General features: G+C 72.9%; 18 protein-coding genes. 5 read left to right on the forward strand and 13 right to left on the reverse strand.

Going from position 1 to position 18,317, the window contains the following annotated elements; translation table 11 throughout:
- Positions 1 to 20: 20 nt before the first annotated feature.
- Positions 21 to 209: a DUF397 domain-containing protein gene (locus ACGFW5_RS03350; protein WP_393832456.1), complete on the reverse strand. Its 189-nt coding sequence runs from the start codon at positions 207 to 209 to the stop codon at positions 21 to 23.
- Positions 206 to 1,039 (reverse strand): Scr1 family TA system antitoxin-like transcriptional regulator, encoded by an 834-nt coding sequence (locus ACGFW5_RS03355; RefSeq protein ID WP_393832457.1) that lies wholly within the window; start codon positions 1,037 to 1,039, stop codon positions 206 to 208. The genes ACGFW5_RS03350 and ACGFW5_RS03355 overlap by 4 nt, the downstream gene beginning before the upstream one ends.
- Positions 1,040 to 1,168: 129 nt before the next feature.
- On the opposite strand from ACGFW5_RS03355, the gene ACGFW5_RS03360 reads away from it, so the two are divergent.
- From ACGFW5_RS03360 to ACGFW5_RS03370, 3 genes are all read left to right on the forward strand, one after another.
- Entirely contained in the window at positions 1,169 to 1,420 is a 252-nt protein-coding gene (locus ACGFW5_RS03360) for a hypothetical protein (RefSeq protein WP_393832458.1), read from the forward strand.
- The gene (locus ACGFW5_RS03365) at positions 1,417 to 1,638 is read left to right on the forward strand and encodes a hypothetical protein (protein WP_393832459.1); all 222 of its coding nucleotides are present in this window, start codon (positions 1,417 to 1,419) and stop codon (positions 1,636 to 1,638) included. The genes ACGFW5_RS03360 and ACGFW5_RS03365 overlap by 4 nt, the downstream gene beginning before the upstream one ends.
- A gap of 160 nt (positions 1,639 to 1,798) precedes the next feature.
- Positions 1,799 to 2,134 carry an Lsr2 family protein gene (locus tag ACGFW5_RS03370; RefSeq protein WP_393832460.1) on the forward strand — a complete coding sequence of 112 codons (336 nt, stop codon included), beginning with the start codon at positions 1,799 to 1,801 and terminating at the stop codon, positions 2,132 to 2,134.
- 318 nt (positions 2,135 to 2,452) lie between these two features.
- On the opposite strand, the gene greA is transcribed toward ACGFW5_RS03370, so the two are convergent.
- Complete coding sequence (gene greA / locus ACGFW5_RS03375) at positions 2,453 to 2,950, reverse strand: transcription elongation factor GreA (RefSeq protein ID WP_393832461.1); 498 nt, start codon at positions 2,948 to 2,950, stop codon at positions 2,453 to 2,455.
- Positions 2,951 to 3,161: 211 nt separating this feature from the next.
- On the reverse strand, positions 3,162 to 3,563 hold the full coding sequence (locus ACGFW5_RS03380) for a DUF4307 domain-containing protein (RefSeq protein ID WP_393832462.1): 402 nt from the start codon (positions 3,561 to 3,563) through the stop codon (positions 3,162 to 3,164).
- A gap of 134 nt (positions 3,564 to 3,697) precedes the next feature.
- On the opposite strand from ACGFW5_RS03380, the gene mca reads away from it, so the two are divergent.
- Both mca and ACGFW5_RS03390 read left to right on the forward strand, forming a co-directional pair.
- Positions 3,698 to 4,579 (forward strand): mycothiol conjugate amidase Mca, encoded by an 882-nt coding sequence (gene mca / locus ACGFW5_RS03385; RefSeq protein ID WP_393832463.1) that lies wholly within the window; start codon positions 3,698 to 3,700, stop codon positions 4,577 to 4,579.
- Position 4,580: 1 nt separating this feature from the next.
- Positions 4,581 to 4,868 carry a hypothetical protein gene (locus tag ACGFW5_RS03390; RefSeq protein ID WP_393832464.1) on the forward strand — a complete coding sequence of 96 codons (288 nt, stop codon included), beginning with the start codon at positions 4,581 to 4,583 and terminating at the stop codon, positions 4,866 to 4,868.
- 135 nt (positions 4,869 to 5,003) lie between these two features.
- Here ACGFW5_RS03390 and ACGFW5_RS03395 read toward each other — a convergent pair whose 3' ends face one another.
- From ACGFW5_RS03395 to ACGFW5_RS03435, 9 genes are all read right to left on the reverse strand, one after another.
- Entirely contained in the window at positions 5,004 to 8,243 is a 3,240-nt protein-coding gene (locus ACGFW5_RS03395) for a tetratricopeptide repeat protein (protein WP_393832465.1), read from the reverse strand.
- 145 nt (positions 8,244 to 8,388) lie between these two features.
- Positions 8,389 to 9,783, reverse strand: coding sequence for a hypothetical protein (locus ACGFW5_RS03400; RefSeq protein WP_393832466.1), 1,395 nt, complete (start codon positions 9,781 to 9,783; stop codon positions 8,389 to 8,391).
- Complete coding sequence (locus tag ACGFW5_RS03405; protein ID WP_393832467.1) at positions 9,780 to 11,093, reverse strand: ATP-grasp domain-containing protein; 1,314 nt, start codon at positions 11,091 to 11,093, stop codon at positions 9,780 to 9,782. The genes ACGFW5_RS03400 and ACGFW5_RS03405 overlap by 4 nt, the downstream gene beginning before the upstream one ends.
- Positions 11,090 to 12,409: an MFS transporter gene (locus ACGFW5_RS03410; protein WP_393832468.1), complete on the reverse strand. Its 1,320-nt coding sequence runs from the start codon at positions 12,407 to 12,409 to the stop codon at positions 11,090 to 11,092. Before ACGFW5_RS03410 ends, ACGFW5_RS03405 begins: the two co-directional genes overlap by 4 nt.
- Complete coding sequence (locus tag ACGFW5_RS03415; RefSeq protein ID WP_393832469.1) at positions 12,402 to 12,875, reverse strand: redoxin domain-containing protein; 474 nt, start codon at positions 12,873 to 12,875, stop codon at positions 12,402 to 12,404. The genes ACGFW5_RS03410 and ACGFW5_RS03415 overlap by 8 nt, the downstream gene beginning before the upstream one ends.
- Positions 12,876 to 12,927: 52 nt before the next feature.
- Positions 12,928 to 14,256 (reverse strand): glutamine synthetase family protein, encoded by a 1,329-nt coding sequence (locus ACGFW5_RS03420; RefSeq protein WP_393832470.1) that lies wholly within the window; start codon positions 14,254 to 14,256, stop codon positions 12,928 to 12,930.
- Positions 14,253 to 15,650, reverse strand: coding sequence for a SidA/IucD/PvdA family monooxygenase (locus ACGFW5_RS03425; RefSeq protein WP_393832471.1), 1,398 nt, complete (start codon positions 15,648 to 15,650; stop codon positions 14,253 to 14,255). Before ACGFW5_RS03425 ends, ACGFW5_RS03420 begins: the two co-directional genes overlap by 4 nt.
- A gap of 11 nt (positions 15,651 to 15,661) precedes the next feature.
- Positions 15,662 to 16,897 carry an NAD(P)/FAD-dependent oxidoreductase gene (locus ACGFW5_RS03430; RefSeq protein WP_393832472.1) on the reverse strand — a complete coding sequence of 412 codons (1,236 nt, stop codon included), beginning with the start codon at positions 16,895 to 16,897 and terminating at the stop codon, positions 15,662 to 15,664.
- A gap of 32 nt (positions 16,898 to 16,929) precedes the next feature.
- The gene (locus tag ACGFW5_RS03435; protein ID WP_393832473.1) at positions 16,930 to 18,216 is read right to left on the reverse strand and encodes an ATP-grasp domain-containing protein; all 1,287 of its coding nucleotides are present in this window, start codon (positions 18,214 to 18,216) and stop codon (positions 16,930 to 16,932) included.
- Positions 18,217 to 18,317 lie beyond the last annotated feature (101 nt).

Here is an 18,317-nt window from a genome sequence, read left to right on the forward strand (position 1 = left end):
GGTCGAGGCGGGCGGAGCCGTTAGCCCGTGATGCGCTTGGCGTACGTCACGAAGGCGCTCCAGGCTGGGTGGGACGGAGTCAGGGTGCCCATGCTGTGGTCCTTCGTGTCACGGACCAGGATGCGGGGTTGGTCGTCCGCGACCTCGACGCAGTCGTTGGTGTTGCCCCCGGAGTACGACGACTTGTGCCAGTTCGGTGCTTCGTTCACTTGAACCTCTCCATCGCCTCGTAGATCAGGGCTGTGGACGCCTCGGCTGTCAGCGCGCTGGCGGCGAGCCGATCATAGACCCTCTGGTACGTCATCACCTCGGCGAATTCCTCGGTGTAGTTACCGGTCGAGAACCCCTCGGTGTACGCGCCGCGGACCCCGTTGGCCAGGGTGACGAGCGTGAACGAGCCGGCAATGACGTGGGGTGATCCGAGCGGGAGTATCCGGATGCTGGTGGTTGGGACTTCTTGGGCTTCCAGCAGCACCTTGAGCTGCGCCGCCATGATGGGGCCCGAACCGGTGCCTCGGAGGAGCACTGCTTCATCCACGATCGCCGCGAACCACGGAGGATCGTCCTGTTCCAGAATCCGCCGCCGCTCCATGCGTTGCTCGACGTACGTGTCGATCGCCCTGGGGTCCGCGTCGCCGGTGACCAACAGGGCGCGTGCGTAGTCGCCGGTCTGGAGAAGTGCGGGGACGGTCAGCCGGAAGTCGTGAATCAGCCGGGCCTCCTCCTGTCGGCGCACGAAGGGTTTGGCGTAGTCGCGAACGTTCTCCCGCTCCAGCAGCTTGACCAGATCGACCAATGATCCCGATCGCATGTTGAGCGTCCGCTCGATCTTCTCGGCCAGGCTCCGGTCCGGTGGCACTTCACCCAGCTCGACTTCGGAGATCCGGGTCTGACTCACGAACACGCGCTCGGCGAGGTGCGCCTGTGTCCAGAGCTTCCTGCCCTCGGCCTTATCCATGGCGGCGCGAGCTTCCCGGACAAGGTGCCCGAGGTACTGCTCAAGGCTGTCGCCCGGCTCCAGTTCACGCGTTCTTGGCATATGCCTTTTACCTCTGTCGGACTCCGGTATTCAGCTACTGGTGAGAGTACCCGTAACCAGGAACTCTTCTATTGCGCAACGGAGTTGAGCCCGAGGAAGGACGAATACGTGTTCGCTAGCAACATGCCCATGCCAACAAGAAAAACCCCCTTCATTCCGCCCGGAGCCGACAGCGTGGACGAGGTCTACCTGGACCTGCGGGCGGCGCTGGAGGACGCCGGGGTCGACGTGGGGGAGCTCACGCTGGAGTTCACGCAGGCCTGGGACCCCGCCGCCGGACGCCACGTCGATCTCCACACCATCCGGTTCGGCCGGGTCACGATCGCCGGGGCCAAGAAACTGACCGACCTCTGCCGGTCCGCGCGGAGGCAGCCGAGGTGAAATACAGAAAGGGCGAAATCGTCGTGGACATGGCCCGGAACCTGGCGGGCCAGATCAAGGACGTCCACGGAAACGTACTGACCCTGGCCCGCTCGGGCGGCCGGGGCGTGTGGGAGCAGGAGGCCGACCAGTGCAGGCCCGCCAGCCCCGTCGAGGCCGAGTCCCTCACCCCCGGCGGAGCCATCCGCGTCATCTCGTCCTCGCGGTGGCGTCCGTGATCCTCATGGCCCTGGCCGCCGGGGCCTTCTGCGCCGCGATGGCCATCCAGTACGCGGGCCGGCACGGATGACCCGAAACGGCGTTCCGGACGCCGAGGTGCCGATCGCCCACCTCTCATGGAGGGATGGGCGTAGCTGGAAACGCGCCTAGACTCCCCCCATGGCACAGAAGATCGTCACCATCTACACCGATGACCTCACGGGTGAAGAAACCACCGAGGCGGCCACGCACCAGATCGTCATTGACGGCGTGGCTTACGAGATCGACCTCGCTCCGGAGAGCTACGACAAGTTCCTGGAAGCGGTGGCCCCCTTCACCAAGGCCGGCCGGCGGGTCCGCGCCGGGCGGGGCAAGGCGGCGGCTCCGGCCCGGTCAACCGGCAGCAACGACACCGCGGCGATCAGGGCCTGGGCCAAGGAGAACGGCCGCCACGTGAACGACCGCGGCCGGGTGCCGGCGGAGCTCCGCGAGGCCTACGAGAAGGCTACGAAGTAACGACCCACCCCGCCGGCGTGGCCCCACGCCCCAGGCCCGGCCCGGACCACGCGACCAAGGCCCGGCAGCCGTGCCGCCCAGGCCCGGCACGGACCACGCGACCAAGGCCCGGCAGCCGTGCCGCCCAGGCCCGGCACCGACCACGCCGCCAAACTCGCACCAAGTGGTCCGCCAGGCCCGGCACGACCCACGCCCCCAGGCTCCCGCACCGAGCAGCCCGCCCAGGGCCCCGCACGGGCGGGCACGCCGATTCGGATACGACGCGAAGCCCTGGCCGCCTCACAGGCGGCCAGGGCTTCGGCGTGGGGCTCGGCTGCGTCAGCCGGTGAACGGGACGGCCGCGAGGATCCGCACCATGGCCTTGTTGCCGTTGGGCAGCTCGTACTCCGCGTCCTCGCCGACCTTCTTGCCGTTCACGCCGGAGCCGAGCGGCGACTGCGGCGAGTACGTCTCGATCTCCGTCGACGCGTACTCGCGGGAGGCCATCAGGAACTCCAGGGTGTCGTCCGGATCGCCGTCGAAGGCGATCGTGACGATCATGCCGGGAGCCACCACGCCGTCCGCGGCGGGCGCCTCGCCCACCTTGGCGTGTTCCAGGAGCTGGGTGAGCTGGCGCACCCGGAGCTCCATCTTGCCCTGCTCCTCCTTGGCCGCGTGGTACCCGCCGTTCTCCCGGAGGTCACCCTCCTCACGGGCCGCCGCGATCTTTACGGCGATCTCCGTGCGCGCGGGACCAGACAGGTACTCCAGCTCGGCCTTGAGCTGGTTGTACGCCTCCTGGGTCAGCCAGGTGACGTTGTCGCTGGTCTGGGTCACAGGTGCTCCTCGTCGGTACTGGGTATACAAAGCATCGCCCTACCCAGAAGCATGTGCCTTGATGGGTGGGCGAAACCACGAGCCTAACAATTCAGCCGCCCCAGGGGGAGGACATACGCCGCCGGAACCGCGTCGGTGCAGGTCGGCGCGGGTACGTCGGCCATCACGACCAGCACGTCGGACCGTGCGGACCGGTGCGGGCGGGTGCGGCTCAGTCGGACTGGCAGCTGACCAGGGACGCGGCGGTGGCCCGTGAGGTCGTGGTGATCGTGACGACCTTGTCGACCTGCTTGGCCGGCTCGTCGAACCGGAAGTCGGCCCGGCCCACGTCGTCACCGTTGGTCTCCTGGGCGTGCAGGGTGCAGGTGCCCTTGGCGTCCTTGTCCTTGACGACTTCCAGGTGCACCTCGACCGAGGTGTCCGAGACGACCTTGAACTTGATCACCTGCGCGGAGAGCGACTGCCCGCCGACGTAGTCGAAGCCGATCCAGGCGACCACGGCGAGCAGCACGACGCCGAGCGCCGTGCCGACGATCTTCAGCTTGCGGTCCGCGCGCTCGTCCGCCGAGCGCCCGTAGCGCCCCTGGGGAAGCTGCTCGCGCACAGCGGCCATGATCGTCCTCCTGCTGGTGGGGGTCCCGGAATTTTCCGTCCCCCGATTCGGTCACTATAGAAGCCGCCCATTGCGTCGATCACAGAGGGCGCCCCATTCGCTTATTCACTTACTGAGTCACCGAGGATCGAGTCTTGACTGAGCAGCTGCGACTGATGGCCGTGCACGCCCACCCCGACGACGAGTCGAGCAAGGGCGCGGCCACCATGGCGAAGTATGTGTCCGAGGGGGTGGACGTGCTGGTCGTGACCTGCACGGGAGGCGAGCGCGGCTCCATCCTCAACCCCAAGCTCCAGGGCGACAAGTACATCGAGGAGCACATCCACGAGGTCCGCAAGAGAGAGATGGACGAGGCTCGGGAGATCCTTGGCGTCCGTCAGGAATGGCTCGGTTTCGTGGACTCGGGGCTGCCCGAGGGCGACCCGCTGCCGCCGCTGCCCGAGGGCTGCTTCGCCCTGGAGGACGTGGACCTGGCCGCCGGGCGCCTGGTGCGTTCCATCCGTCATTTCCGTCCGCAGGTCATCACGACCTACGACGAGAACGGCGGCTATCCGCACCCCGACCACATCATGACCCACAAGATCTCGATGGTCGCCTTCGAGGGCGCGGGGGACGCGGAGAAGTTCCCCGAGGACGAGTTCGGGCCCGTGTACCAGCCGCAGAAGCTCTACTACAACCAGGGCTTCAACAAGCCGCGCACGGTCGCCCTGCACGAGGCGCTGCTGGCCCGCGGGATGGATTCCCCGTACGGGGAGTGGCTGGAGCGCTGGAAGGAGCTGGAGCGCGCCGAACGCACGTTGACCACGCATGTTCCGTGCGCGGAGTTCTTCGAGATCCGGGACAAGGCGCTGATCGCGCACGCCACCCAGATCGACCCCGACGGCGGCTGGTTCCGCGTTCCGCTCGACCTCCAGAAGGACGTCTGGCCGACCGAGGAGTACGAGCTGGCGAAGTCGCTCGTGGACACTTCCCTCCCCGAGGACGACCTCTTCGCGGGCGTACGCGACAATGCCTGATATGAGCGCAAGCCTCGCAATGACGCACCTGGTCTCCCTGGCCGACGAGATGAACGACGACAAGGTGACGCCCGGTGTTCTCGGGTTCATCGTCTTCGCGGCCCTCGCCCTCGGCGTGTGGGTCCTGATGAAGTCGATGAACCGCCACATGGGCAAGGTCGACTTCGAGGAGGCCCCGGAGCCCGGGTCCGCGGAGCAGGCCGAGTCCGCCGGGTCCGCGGAGCAGGCCGGGTCCGCCGAGCCCGTCGGGTCCGCCCCGGCAGCCAAGGGTCCGGCCAAGAAGGCCTGAACCCCCGGCACGCCGGCCGGGGTCGCCGAGGGCACTGTCCCGGCGTCCCCGCACCTCGGCCTGCCCGGAGGGGGAGGGTGAGATGCGGGGACGGGCCGGGCTCGGCCGGCCCCGGCATGATCCACCAGACACCCCCTAAGGGGCCGACGGGTACGTCGACGACGGCCTGTCCCTCGCCGGGTCCGGCACCCCCATGACCTCCCGGGCGTGCCGGTCCGGGACCATGCCCAGCTGCCAGGCCTGCCAGCCCGCCTCCAGGGAGACGCCGCGCTCCAGCATCAGGGCGTAGGCCTCCGCGCAGTCCTCCAGTTTGCTGTCGCGGGCGTCGTGCGCGGCACGCAGCAGCTGGGCCACCTCCTCCTGCGCGACGGCGGTGCCCACGTCCACGCCACCCGCGCCCGCGTACGGCAGCAGCGTGCAGCGCAGGAAGCGGGACCAGTCGCCGCCGCGCCGGTCGTCGTACGAGGCGAACAGGGCGGTCGCCTCGTCGCACAGGGCGAGCGCCGGTCCTGGACGGTTGTTGCCCGCGTCGATCAACGCCAGCTCAAGACAGGTCCATGCCTCGCCGTGCGCCACCCCGATGCGGTGGAAGTCGGCGCGCGCGTCGACCAGGAGCTGCCGGGCGAAGCCGGAGTTGCGCAGGTTGCCGGTCTGCGCGGCGCGCTGGTCGCGGGTGACGCGGCCCGAGTGGTGGCGGGCGCAGGCAAGCCCGTACACGTCGCGCATCCGCGAGAACATCGTGCGGGCCCGCTCCAGCTCGCGCACCGCCTGGTCGCGGTCGCCGCGCTCCTCAAGGGCCTGGCCCAGGTAGTACAGCGTCCAGGCCTCGCCGCGCGCGTCCTCCTGCTCGCGGTGGCGTGTCAGCGCGTGGCGCAGGCCCTCGACGGCGGTGCCCGCCTCGCCGTCGACGAGCCGGGCGCGGGCCAGCTGGGTCAGCGCCCAGGCCTCGCCGCGGCCGTCGCGGGTACGCCCGTACAGATCGAGAGCGGTCCGCAACTCGCCCTCCGCGCGCGGTACTTCACCCGTGCGCAAGTACAGCTGGCCGAGCTGGAAGTGCGTCCAGGCCTCGCCGTGCAGCGACTCGTTCTCACGGTGCAGGGTCAGGGCGGTGGCGAGCAGGGTGCGGGCGCCGGACAGATTGGAGCGGTCGCGCTCCACGGCGGCGAGCGCGTGCAGCGACCAGGCGCGGTCGCCCGCCAGCTCGTCGCCCGCCTGGAGGTCGATCGCCTCGCGCAGCCGGGCCGCCGCCTCCGCCAGATTGCCCTGGTGGTGCAGGGTGATGCCGAGCGAACAGAGCGCGAGCGCCTGGCCCGCGTCGTGCTGCGCCTCGCGGTACAGGGTGACCACCGAGGACAGCGTCGTACGCGCCGTGTCCAGCTCGCCGAGCTGGCGGGCCGCGATGCCGGTGCGCCACTGCACCGACCGCACGAGCAGGCCCTGGTCGACGGCCTGCGTCAGCTCACTGGTCTCGCCCAGGCGGTAGAGGTCGCCGCGCAGCAGGCAGTAGTCGCACAGCGCGCCGAGCAGGCTCAGGACGGCCTCCTGGTCGACGCCCTCCGCCTGGCGCAGGGCCGCCGTGATGAAGCTCGACTCGTCGTCGAGCCAGCGCAGCGCCGCATCGAGGGAGGAAAAGCCGTGCCCGCCGAACTGGCCGGCCCGCGTCGACATCTTGCCGTCGACCATGCGGCCCACCGCGTCCGCGAGCTGCGCGTAATTCCGGATCAGCCGCTCCTGCGCGGCGGCGCGCTCGGCCGGATCCTCCTCGTCGGCGAGGCGCGCATCGGCGAAGGACCGTACGACGTCGTGCAGCCGGTAGCGACTGCCCCGCACATGGTCGATGAGCCCCGCCGATGCGAGCGCGGTGAGTTGGCGCTCGGCCTCCTGTTCGTCCGCGCCGAGCAGCGCCGCCGCGGCGGCCGCGCCCAGCGAGGCCCGGCCGGCGAGCGCGAGGCGGCGCAGGAGGCGGCGGGCCGGCTCCGCCTGGTCGGTGTAGCGCAGCCACAGGGCCCGCTCGGCGGGCGCCACCGGGCCGTACGCTCCCAGATCCGCGGCCAGCGCACGCGCCGAACGCGGCCCGAGCGAGGACCCGGCGACGCGCAGCGCCAGGGGCAGACCACCACACAACTGCCGTACCAGATCGGTGGATTCGGCGTTGTAGGGGCCCGCGTCCTTCTCCTCGGCGGCCTCCCGCAGCAGTTCCTCCGCGCCCGCCGCGTCCAGTGGTTCCACGGCCAGCTGGTGCACCCACGCCGGGAAGTCGCTTGGCAGGTCGAGCGGCTTGGACGCGGTGACGAGGACCAGGCCCTCGGAGCGTTGCGGCACCAGGGCGCACACCTGCTCGGGGTCGTCGGTGTCGTCCAGGACGACGGTGACCGCGAGGCCGGTCAGATGCTGGTGGTAGAGCTCGGCGAGCCGGCGCACCTGCTGCTCGGGCGACGACCTCTCGCGGAACAGCAACTGCTCGCGGGGTGCGCCGAGCCGGTTGAGCAGGTGGAGCAGCGCGTCCCGGGTGGACAGGGGGCTCTCACCCGCGAGGCCGCCGCCGCGCATGTCGACCAGGCACGCGCCGCGGAACTGGTCGCGAAGGCCGTGCGCGGCCCGCAGCGCCAGGGTGCTGCGGCCCGAGCCGGGCGCGCCGTGCAGGACCACGACCACCGGGCGGGTCTCGGTCGAGGCGCGGGCCGCCTGCACCCATTGCCCGATCCGCGCGAGCTCGGCCCGCCGCCCGGCGAACGGGCCCTGGGCGTCGGGCAGATGGCCGAACGACTGCTCAAGGACCGACCTGCGCCGGGCAGCCGCGCTCTTGTCGGTGCCGCGCAGTTGCGTCGGCACCTTCTTCTTCGGCTGCTGCTTGGGGCTCACCGCCCGCTGCTGGTCGAGGAAGGGGCGGATGCCCCGCACTTCGAGGGCGGTCAGCCACTGCAACCGCAGCTGTTCCAGGCCGCCCGGCCGGCCGAGCGCCCCGGCCCTGCGGTGCGCGGCCGGCAGGTGCGAGGCCGTCACCTTGGCGACCGTCGCCGCGGCCCCGGCCACCAGCACGGCCGCCCCCGCACCCACCGCGCCGCCCGCGCCGAGCCCGAGCGCCCCGTCGACGACGGCCGCGACGGCCGCGCCGACTCCCGTGGCCAGCAGGCCGGTCGGGCCGCCGTCGCGCCGGAAGCGCTCCGTGAACGAGAGCTGCCCGATCGCCGCCTCGTCCAGGGCGCGGGTGTACGCCGCGTACTCCTCCGCCGCGCTCTGGGCCAGCGCGTCGAGCGCGCCACGGCCCCGGGAGAGCAGCGTGCCGGCGTCGGACCGCCCGCCGGAGCGCCGCACCTCTTCCTCCACGGCGCGTACCAGCAGCCGCTCGGCCTCGGCCCGATGGCTGTCCCGCATGTGCGTCCCCCTCCGAGAGCCCGTCGTCCGCCTGCCTCCCCAAGTGTCGTGCGTGACATGCGTCGGCGCGAGGGAGTCGGCGGATCATCTCCCGTGCGGGGGAGGCCGGGTGGGGGTTTCCCCGGATTGGCCGGGCCCGGCGGGTTCAGTCGGTGGCGGGCTGGAAGGCGCAGCCTCCGTATGCGAGGTTGCCGTACGAGATGACGTCCGCGCGGTCGGCGGGCAGGCCCCGCAGGAAGGAGCCCGCGTAGCGCCGCCCGATGAGGAAGGCCCCCCAGTTGATGACCCAGGGGGTGAGCGCGCCGCTGTGCGGGTCGGCGAACAACTCCGGGCGGGGGGTGATGAGTTCCTGGACGATGTGGCCGCCGGCCGCCGCCCGGGTCAGGAGCTCGGCCCACTCCTGGTCGCCGGTGGCGCGCCCGAGCACGGTGCCGGTGCCGCCGAGGCCGTGCGACGGCTTCAGGACCAGGTCACGACGGTGGCGTACGCAGTGGGCCAGCAGGTCCCGCTCCTCGCCGCGGATCACGGCGGTGCCCGGCCGCAGCGCGTGGGTCCACGGCACGAGCCGTTCCACCAGCGCCCGCTCGGCGGTGTCGTAGGTGTCGAGGCAGCGGTCCTCCCACAGCATGGACAGGGCGCGCTTGTTGCCGTGCATGGAGGTGCGCACGGGGGACAGGACGGGGACGCCGCACCGCGCGAAGGCGTCGAGGAAGTCCTCGGCGGCCGTGATGGACGCCGCGTCGGCGGTGAGTTCGCCCAGCGTGAAGAAGCGGTAGACCAGATGGACGGAGCGCCCGTGCAGCAGGATGCGGCCCGCGCTCTCCTGGACCTGGGCGGTGTCGCACGGCACGGCCTCGATGCCGTACTGCTCCAAGTGCTCGGCCACCGCCCGGATTTGGGGCTCCGTCTTGAGGTATCCGTCCGGGCAGTCCATGACGGCGACGCGCGGGGTGACGGTGTCGTGGCCCGCCTCCTGGGCGGTCGCGATGATGAGGTCGGCGAGGGCGCCGAGGGTGTCGGGGAACGTCAGGCGCCGATCGGAGGCGAAGGCGGCGAACGTCGGGTCCTGGAGCAGGAGCCGGTTGAGCTCGGGGTTCTCCAGGCCGCCCAGGGCGCTGCTGAGGTTGAACTCCAGCAGCCTGAAGGTGTCGCCGTCGTGGTAGAGGTCCGCGCGGCCGATACGGGCCGGCTCCTGACCCGGGATGCGCAGCGCGAGACGCGCCTGCTCGGGGCGGAGCCCCACGGCGGCGGCGAAGGCGTGCGCGTCACCGCCGAAGAGCCGGTCGGGCAGCGAGAACAGCAGATCCATCGCGCCGTTCAGGTCCGCTTCCAGGCGCGCCGCCTCGGCGCTGTCCACAAAGGCGGGACGGGTCAGGAAGCGGTCCTCAAGGGCCAGGTTCACCCGGCGCAGACGGGCCTGGTCGGGGGCGTCGGGCCACACCGCGTGCCGGGCCGCAGGTGAGTCGAGGTAGCGCTCGGTGAGGGTGTTGCGGGCGCCGCCGGCCGGGGCGGCGGTGGAGGCGGGGGAGGCGGTGGTCATCGGCCTGCTCGCTTCGGAGAGGTGGGCGCGCCGGGTACGGCGTCGGTGTGGAGGGTGATGTGGGCGAGCGCGCCGCGGGCCCGGGCGAGGGCTTCGTCGGGCGTGGCGGCCACCGCGGTCACCGAGCCGCACCGGTCGCCGGAGCCGCGCAGTTCGCGCACGGTGTCCCCGGGCGATGTGGCGGGCGCCACGGACACGACGCCCGGCGCGGCGGCCGCCGTGTCCCAGCCGGACACCTCGGTGGCGACCCCGGGGGCGGCGGTCAGGAACCAGGTGGCGGCGGCGCCGGCCGGCTCCGGGTCCGGCTCCGGGGCGGGCACACCGGCCGCCTGGGCCGCGAGGAGGTCGCGGATGTCGAGGCCGGTGACGTGCCGGACGAGGTCGACGATGCCGTCGCCGCCGGGCCGGTTGTGCGACTCCACGACGCGGGGGCCGCGCGGAGTGAGGATGATCTCGGTGTGCCCGGGGCCCTCGGTGAGCCCGATCGCGTCGAGGAAGCGGCAGGCCGCGGCTTCCAGTGCGGCGCGGTCGGGCGCGGTCACGCGGGCGGGCACGACATGGCCGATCTCCACCGCGTTGTCCCCGGTGAACTTCTCGGTGACGGCCAGGACGCGGTGTTGCCCGTGGCCGGAGAACGTCTCGACGCTGAACTCGGGGCCGTCGAGGAATTCCTCGGCCAGCAGGGTGCTGGGCCGCTCCTCGACGCGGGCGCGCGCGGCGGCGATGTCCGGTGCGTCGCGGACGATCGCGATGCCCTCGCTGCCGGACCCGTCACGCGGCTTGAGGACCACGGGAAGTCCGGCCCACGCCACGAACGCGTCCACGTCGTGCGGCGTGTCCATGATGCGGGCGCGTACCGCGCTCTCGTCGGTCAGGGGGTCGAAGGCCGCCCGCATCAGCGACTTGTCCTTGAGCAGCAGCACGGTGTCCAGCGGGTTGCCGCCGAGCCCGAGGGTGTCGGCGATCCGGGCCGCCGTGGTCAGGTACCGCTCGCGCACGGTGACGACCCGCTCGAAGGGCACCAGGTGGTGCACGGCCACGGCCCGGCGCACCCACGCCCCGGGTTCGGCGTCGGGGTGCAGCCACGCCTCGTCGCACGCCCGGTGGTGCGCGGGGGTGAACTCCTCGGGTGCGCCGCCGTAGACGACGTACCAGCCGTGCCTGCGCAGGGCCTCGGGCAGCCGGGTGCCGCCGCCGAGCACCAGGACCGCGGGCCCGGGCGGGCCGGGGGTGGCGCGGTCGTGTGCCGGGGCAGGGGCAGGGGCAGGGGCGGGGGCGTCGTGGTCGTGTGCCGGGGCGGAGGTGGTCATGCCGGCTCCTGAAGGGGAAGGGCCCCGATGGGGGCGGATGTACGGTGCGTGGCGTGGGCGGCGTCGCGCTCGGCCCAGCGGGTCGCGGCGGGCACCGCGGCCGCCGCCACGGCCACCACGAGGCCGAGCAGGCACCAGCCCGTGGCGGGCCGCCACGCGGAACCCTTGGCCAGGCACACGGTGGTGACCACCAGCGGGGCGAGCGCGGCCGTGGCTCCGCGCCCCAGGGAGAAGAAGCCCTGGTACTCGCCGTGCGATCCGGCGGGCGCCAGCTCGTAGCTCAGTCCGTAACTGCCCGCCGAGTGCCACAGTTCACCGGCGGTGTGCAGCACCATGCCCGCGACGAGCAGTGTGAACGCCAGGGCGGCGGAGCCGGCGAAGGCGGCGCCCGCGATCACCGTCCAGCTCGCCCACAGGATCCACCCGGAGCGGCGGACGGCGGCAGCGGCGGTCGCCGCGTCGCCCGTGCCGCGCGAGAACGGCACCTGGAGCAGGACGACAAGCACGGTGTTGGCCATGATGACCGCGGAAATGCTCCACCGGGGGGCGTCGCTGTGCCCGGCGATCCACAGCGGAAGGGCCAGGGACAGCACGTCGTAGTGGACGCTGGTGAGCCCGCACAGCAGCGTGACCAGCGTGTAGGGGCGGTTGCGCAGCACCGCGCGGCGCGGCGCCGCGGCAGGACCGCCGCCGTGGGGGGCGACCGGGGGGACGCGCAGCAGGGGCAGCGCGGCCCCGAGGTAGGTGGCGGCGTTCAGCAGGACGACGGTCAGATAGGCGCCGCGCGTGTCGGCGGCCAGGGCGAGGGCGGCGAGCGCCGTGCCGATGCTCAGGCCCGCGTTGGTCACCGACTTGAGCAGGGCCCGCAGCCTGACCCGCTGTTCGCCCTCGCCGAGGCTGCCGATGACGGCGCCGCGGGCCGCGCTGCCGCCGCGCTGGGCGAGCGCCGCGAGCGTACTGGTCACGACGAACGCCCACAGCGAGTGGACCAGCGCGAAGGAGGCCGTCGCCGCGGCCTGGCCGAGCAGGGAGACCCCGTAGGTGCCGCGGGCGCCGAAGCGGTCCGCGACGCGCCCGATGGGGACGGCCGCCGCGAGCCCGATGAGGCCCGCGACGCCGAGGCCGAGACCGACCTGCGCGGGCGAGAGCCCCACGGAGCGGGTGAAGAACAGCGCGCTCACCGGCAGGAACAGCCCGCTGCCGGTCTGGCCGACGAGCGTGGAAAGGGCCAGGGCCCGCGGCGCGCCGGGCTCCGGCAGCAGCGCGCGTATCCGCCCCCGTGACGGGGTGCGCCCGCCGCCGGAGGGCTCAGGCACCGTCGGCCTCCGCCGCCATGAGCTCGTCCAGCTTGTCCAGGACGAGCGCCGCGTGCCGTGCGGGGTCCGGCACGGGGTGCAGCAGCGCCCGTACCTCGCCCGTGCGGTCGAGGATCACCGCGGCCCGGGCGAACAGCGTCCGCCCGTCCGCCGTCACCTCGGGCACGCCGAGCTCCCGGCCGAGTGCCAGGTCGCCGTCGCCGACCAGCGGGTAGCCGAGGTCGCGGGAGCGGGCGAACTCGGCCAGATGGCCCGGGGCGTGCGCGCTGACTCCGAGGACACGGACGCCGGCCCGGGCGAAGCGGGCCGCGTCGTCACGCACGGAGCACAACCCCGTGGTGCAGCCCGCCAGTTCGGGCAGGACCTCGCCGATGCCCGGCTCGGTGATGAAGAACAGCGCGGTCCAGCGGTGCTCCTCGGACGGGACGCCGACCGGGCCTTGGGTGCTCTCGACGGTGACATGCATGGTGGTTCCTCAGGGGATGGGTGCGGGCGGTACGGGGGCTGACGCCGGTGGATCACACGGTCTGCGCGTACCGCTCGATCTCCCACGGCGTGATCACACGGTGCCATGCGGCCCAGTCCGCGCGGGAGTTGCGGGCGACCGCGCCGGCGGCGAGCTCACCGAGGGTGCGGCGCACCAGGCCGTCCTCGTCGAGGGCGCGCAGCGCGGACGGCAGATCGGTGGGCAGCGAGACGATGCCGCGGGCCGTGAGGTCGTCCCCGGTCAGGGCGTCCGCCGGCTCCTCGCACGCCTGCGGCAGCTTCAGGCGCCGGTCCTGCCCGTCGGCGAACGCCGCGAGCACACCCGCGAACAGCAGATACGGGTTGGCCGCCGGGTCGGGGCTGCGCAGTTCGAGGCGCAGCGAGCGCGGTACGGCGCTGTCGCCCGCCACCTTGAACGCGGTGGAGCGGTTGCGGCGGGCCCAACTGGCGTGCACCGGAGTGCCGGAGGCCGGGACGAGACGCTTGTAGGAGTTGACCGTGGGGTTGCCAAGGGCGGTGAGTGCGGGGGCGTGGTCGAGGACACCGGCGAGGGCGTGGTGGAACAGCTCGGACATGCCGCCCGGGTCGGCCGCGTCGTGGAACAGCGGCCCCTCCTTGGCGCCCGTGCCCTCCAGCGAGACGTGGACGTGCAGGGCGTTGCCGTAGAGATGGGCGAGCGGCTTGGGCATGAAGACGGCCGACATGCCGCGCCGCCGGGCCATCACCTTGGCGGTGTGCTTGAGGAGCAGCAGCCGGTCCGCCGTGGTCAGGGCGTCACCGTGCCGGAAGACGAGTTCGCGCTGCCCGGGGCAGACCTCGTGGTGGTGGCCGTCGACGGTGAACCCCATCAGGGCCAGCGCCTCGCTGATGTCGCGGCAGACCTCGTCGGCCTGCTCGTCCACGCTCAGATCCCAGTAGCCCGCGCCGTCCACGGGCTCGCCCGCTTCGTCCGCGCCGGTGTCGCGCAGCAGGTAGAACTCGGCCTCGACACCGAACACCGGGCGCTGCCCGCGGGCCTCGGACGCCTCGACGGCCCGGCGCAGCACGGCCCGCGGGTCGGCGGCGAACGGCTGTCCCTCGGCGTCGAGCACATCGCAGAAGACCATGCCGACCGACCGGCCCGACGGCGTGGTCCAGGGGCGGTGGACGAACGTGGAGACGTCCGGCACCAGCCGCAGGTCGCTGTGTTCGGCGTCGCCGTAGCCGAGCAGTACGGATCCGTCCAGGGTCCAGCCGCTGTCGCGGACCTCGGACCAGCGGGCCGCGGGGACCTCAAGGGTCTTGAGGCGGCCCGCGATGTCGCTGAAGAGCAGCTGGACGAAGTCGACCTTCAGGGCGGGGTCGTTGGGGTGCCGGGTCATCGTTGTGCTGCTCCTTGGTTGACGGCGGACAGGTCCGCGGGCCGGTCGTCGGCGGCCGGAGCGAGTCCGGGGCACACGGAGGGGACATAGGCCGCGAGGACCCGGTCGGACAGGAGGCCGAGGGAACTCAGATTGGGGAATCCGGGACCCTGGGCGAGGGCCGCGAGGTTGGGCACGTGCAGAGGAGCGGGCAGGCCGGCGACGGCGAGCGAGGCGTCGATGGCCCGCTCGACGTGCTCGCGCGTCACGGTCCCGCCGAGCGCGGCCCGCAGGGCGTCATCGGCGCGCGGGCCGAGGATCCGGGTGAACCACAGGGGGTCGCCGCCGGTCGCGTCGACGACCAGATCGGCGCTGTGGACGCGCTGCCGGCCCCCGTAGGCGATCTCCACCTCGACGCGGCCCGCGCCGTCCTGACGGGTGCCGACGACGCGGCCGGGCTCCCACGCCACGTTCTTCGTCCCGGCCAGGTCGGCCTGGACGTCCTGCGAGAAGACGGCGCGGTCGGTGCGCCGGATGAACTCGCGGCGGTCCGCCTCGGTGAGCCCGGACCAGCCGGTGGGGTCGCTGTAGTAACGGTTCTCGAAGACGCTCTCGCCCCTGCTGTACAGCGTCGCGCGGGGGGTGACGACGGTGACCTGGCGGTCGAGGCCCACGGCCAGTTCGCGCACGATGGTGCCCGCGGTCTCACCGGCACCGACGACCGTCACCTGGCGGGCCCAGTCGGGCAGCCCTTCGGTGGCGAGCCGCCAGAAGTCCCCGGTGGTGAGCACCCGGGTGCCGTCCGGTGCGACGACGGGGGCGACCGGTCCCGGGCCCGACACGAGCAGGCCGCGGCCGTGGACCTGCGAGCGCAGCTCGCCGTCCTGGACGGTCAACGTCCAGCCGTCGTCGGCCAGTTCGGCGCCCAGAACCTGTCCGTTCACGGTCCGCAGGCCGGCGCGGACCGCCGCCCATTGCAGGTAGTCGGCCCACTCCCGGTGGCTCGGCTGCGGCCGGCCCCGGTCGATCCAGCGCGCGTACGCGCCCCGGTCCCGCAGGTGGCCCGCCCAGCTGTACGCGGCCATCCGCTGGACGACTTCACCGGCGATCGGGTCGTCGGCGTCTCCCCAGGCGGAGCCGTCGTAGGGGAACCCGAGGTCCTTCTCGGGCAGGGTGCCGAGGCGTTGCAGGCCGTTGGTCCAGCCGCGGCCCTCACGCCAGTTGGCGGCGGTGCGGTCCCGCTCGACGGCGACGACCTCGGGCACGTCGAATCCGGCGGCGCGCAGCACGCTCGACTTCACGGCGAGGGCGATGGCCTTGGGTCCCGCGCCGATCACCAGGAGCGGCGCGCCCGAGTGCCGGGCGTTCGGCCACGGCTCGGCGACGGGATGGGAAAGGGTGGTTGAGCTCGACATGATGCCCCCGGTCACAGGAAGCGGGCGGGATCGAAGCCGACGGGGATGCCGGCACCCCGGCCGCCGCGGATCCGCTCCGCGAGTTGTTCCGGCATGACCTGGGAATACGGCATGCCATGGCCGTTGAACGCGGCCATCACCCACAGGCCTTCGGCGCCCGGCCAGGCGCCGACCAGCGGGCAGCGGTCGGGTGTGAAGGCCATGACACCGCTCCAGGCCCGCACCACCGGCACGCCGGTGGCGGCGGGCAGCACGGACGGCAGTGCCTCGGCCAGACGCTCGGCCAGATCGGGTGCGAAGCCGGGCGTGTTGCTGCCATCGGGCACCTCGATCCCCTCGTCGCGGCCCGGCACGGTGGTGCGCAGGCCGCCGACGAGCAGCGAGCCGTCCGGCGTCTGCCCGCCGTACAGGAGGCCGCGGTCCAGGCCCCACTGCGGGATGCGGAAGGGCACCGGCGCCGTCTGCACCAGCTGTCCCCGTACGGGTGTGATGACCGGAGCGAGCTCCGGCAGCAGACGCGGCGTCCAGACGTTGAGGGCGACGACCACCTGGTCGGCGAGCACCCGGCCCGCGTCGGTGACGACGAGCCAGCCGCCACCGGCGGCCGGTTCGACCGAGGTCGCGGTGACCCCGCAGGCGAACTCGGCGCCACCGCGCGCGGCGGCCTCCGCGATGCCCCGTACGTAGCCCACCGAGTGCACCGCGTCCTGGTCGGGCCGGTGCAGGGCGCCGAGCACCGTGTCGGGCAGGTCGGTGCCGAACACCGCGCGTGCGCCGGGCAGGTCGAGCCATTCGGCGGCGATGTTGTCGGCCCGCAGGGCCTCGGCCGTCCGTTTGAGTTCGAGGGCTTCGTCCTCCTCGACGGCCAGGTCCAGCTTGGCCGTCGGGAAGAGGGCGGCCTCGATGCCCTCGCGGGCGGTGACCTCGCGCACCAGGTCCCGGTTGGTGAGGGTCGCCCGGTAGATGGCCAGCGCCTCGTCGTGGCCGTGCGCGTCGATGGCCAGGGCGTGCTGGGCGTGGCCGCCCTGGATGAGCCGGCCGGCGTTGCGGCCGGACGACCCCATGGCGGGTGCGGCGTTGCGGTCGATGACCAGCGGGCGCGCGCCGGACCTGGTGAGCCAGTAGGCGAGGGTCGAGCCCATCACCCCGGCGCCCAGCACACAGACGTCGGCCCGCTCGGGCAGGGCCGCGCCGCGCCGGCTCCAGTCCGGTCCTGTGGCGAGCCAGTAGGAGTCGGGGGATCGCATGGAATTCCTTGTCGTGGTGGTACGGGCGGCCATCAGGTCCAGCACTCCGAACTGGGCAGCCTGCGTACGGGCTGTTCGTCCGCCTCGGCGGGGGAGGTGCTGATGGAGACGAGCGCGGCGATCTCCTCGGCCCGCGCGAGCGCCGCCCGCGTGTCCGCGCCGACCGCGATGACGTATCCGAGGCGGTGCAGATTGCTGGAGACGGACTCGACGGTGTCGCCCGGCCTGGTCAGCAGCACCAGCCGCTCACGGGCCGGGTCCAGGCGGGCCGCGGCCTCCGCGACACCCTCGACGCGCCGCACGACGCCGGGCTCGCCGGTCAGGAAGCGGATCGCCGCGCCGCCCGTGAAGGACATGCGCTCCAGTGCGTCCAGGTCGACCGGCACGCCGAGCGCCAGATCGGCGGCGATGTCGTACACGTCGACGCCGGTGGTGAGCCGGATGAGGTCCAGGATGCAGTCGCCGGCCGGCCTCGGGTTGACCTCGATGATCCGGGGGCCCTCGGCGGTCAGGATCATCTCGGTGTGCGCGATGCCGTGGTCGAAGCCGACCGCCTTCAGGGCGGCGGCCGCGACGGCGCGGACCTCGGCGTCCAGGGATGCGGGGAGCCGGGCCGGGCTCGCCTGGCCGAGCTCGACGAACACCTCGCCGCGGGTGCTCAGTTTCTCGGTGCAGGCCAGCACCACCGTGCGGCCTGCGACGGTGACCGTCTCGACGCTGATCTCCTCGCCGATCAGCTCCTCCTCGGCGAGCAGGGTGCCGGTTTTGGTGAAGCGGGCCGCCGTCTCCCAGGCCGCGTCGAGCTCCGCGGGGCCGCCGGCCCTGACCACGCCGCGACCGGCGGAGGAGTCCACCGGCTTGAGGATCAGCGGATGGGCGAGCCCGGCGACCGCCTCGCCGCGGTCGGCCGCGGGCAGCGCCGCCGGCAGGGTACGGAACCGGGGACCCGGCACCCCCGACTCGGCGAAGCGCTCACGCGCCCACGCCTTGTCGGTGAGGGACTTGAGCGTGTCGGGCGAGCAGCCGGGCAGCCCGAACTCCTCGGCCAGGCGCGCCACCACGGGCAGCGTCGAGTCGAGGAATCCGGTCACGCCCTTGGGGCCGGGCGCCGCGGCCAGGGCGGCGCGGCAGGCCTCGTACATCTCGTCGGCGGGACGGTCGGGGGAGAGCGGGATCTGCCGGTCGGCCAGCCTGAGGTAGGCGGCGGTGGCGCTTTCGGCCACGGCCAGCTCGACGTCGGGCCGGGCGGTCCAGGAGGTGAGTGCCTGCTCACGCAGACACCCCACGCGGACCAGCAGAAGAAGGGCCCTCGCATCCATGACAACTACTTTCGTTCGGTGCTGAGTCGGGTCCGGTCGGTGGCACGGCAGCCGTCGCGTCGGGCGCCCGCTACGACGTTCGCGGCGTCAACTCCCCTGGG

This window comes from Streptomyces sp. NPDC048416 (assembly GCF_043200435.1).
GTDB lineage: Bacteria > Actinomycetota > Actinomycetes > Streptomycetales > Streptomycetaceae > Streptomyces.